Origin of the sequence: Nocardia nova (genome assembly GCF_002933465.1) — a bacterium.
Taxonomy (GTDB): domain Bacteria; phylum Actinomycetota; class Actinomycetes; order Mycobacteriales; family Mycobacteriaceae; genus Nocardia; species Nocardia nova_B.
Window position 1 is genome coordinate 1 of the sequence record NZ_PSZE01000088.1, and the last position, 1375, is coordinate 1375.

General features: G+C 64.1%; 1 pseudogene. It reads right to left on the reverse strand.

The features are described 5' to 3' along the window. Positions 1-232: 232 nt before the first annotated feature. Positions 233-1231 (reverse strand): annotated as a pseudogene (locus C5E41_RS32940) (IS110 family transposase); the annotation flags it as partial. Between the last annotated feature and the right edge of the window lie 144 nt (positions 1232-1375).

The window sequence follows — 1375 nt, forward strand, 5'->3', positions numbered from 1 at the left end:
CCACCCCTACGACCAGGAACAACAGTGGAAAAGCTGGGCAGACCAGCGGCTACCCCACGCCCGGGAACGGTTGTCTGCACGCCGCAGGCGCGCAGACAAACCCACAGACCCTGTCGGTGGATCGAGGCTAAGGACCCGTCGGCCCGGTGCCGTGTCGGTGCGGTGAGCCCGCTCCGCACAGTCCGTCCGGTTCTGCGCGTTGTGGGTCGTGACCTGATAGCGCCTCTGTGTGTCAAGCAGTCATGGTGAGTGCGTGGTGGTGATCTCTGATCATTCGGCGGAAGACGACGTTGGCCAGGCGACGTTTGAGGGCCCGACGGGCTTCGGCCGGTGTCTTTCCTTCGCCGAGTTTGCGCTGGTAATAGATGCGGCCGGGGCCTGGATCGCGGCTTTGACAGACGGCGATGGTATGCAGCACGGAGTTCAGTTGACGATTGCCGCCGGTGTTGAGGCGATGGCGTGTGTTCTCACCGCTCGACGCGGCCAGCGGGGCGGTTCCGGTGTAGGCGGCGAAGTGGTCAGCGGAAGGGAATCGGGTGATGTCTCCGATGTGCCCGAGAAGTTTGGCTGCCAGGACCCTGCCGATTCCATGTATCTCGTGCAGCGTCGTGGTGGTAGCGGCGATTGCGTCACGCATCTGGGCTTCGTTTGCTTTGATGTTGGAATCGATGCGTCGCAGGTCGGTGAGCAATTCCTTCGCCAGGTCGCGGCGGCACGCGTCGGTTGCTGTGCCAGGTTTGATTCGTCGCATCGCTGCTGCGGCCCTGTCCGCGGACAGCCCGGTGGGAACACCGCCAGGGATGAGTTCGCGTAGCAGTTGGTGCAACCGGTTGAGCACCCGTGTTCTCTCGCGAGCAAGGTCTTCGCGGCGCTCGGACAGCAGTCGCAGGATCGTGGTCTGGTCTTCACGGTGAACGTCGTGTAATCCGCGGTGGTACAACGCTGTCAGTGCAACGGCCCGGGCATCGTCGGGATCGGTTTTGCGTCCCCCGCCAGTGCTGAGAACGCGGACTTTCATCGCGAGTGTGGAGGGAACATCTACGACGTATTCGCCGCGCGCAGCGAGGATCTGGGCGATGCCGCGGCCGAGTCCCTTAGCTCCCTCGACCGCATACTGTCGTTCTGGCCATTGCTCACCCCACGTGGTCAGCTGGGTGGCGGTGCCGGCGTTGACCACGAACCGGCGAGACGCGACGGTGACCCCGCTGCGGTCGACGACGACGGCGGTGAACGACGACTTGTGCGGATTGAACCGTCACGGGTAAGGGACCGGCTTCGGGTTTAGGCCAGCGCCGGTCGGCGTGGCGATTGTTGAGAGTAGTACGCGGCTTCGTATTCGGCCGGGGTCAGGTAGTCCAGCCGGGAGTGCAAGCGG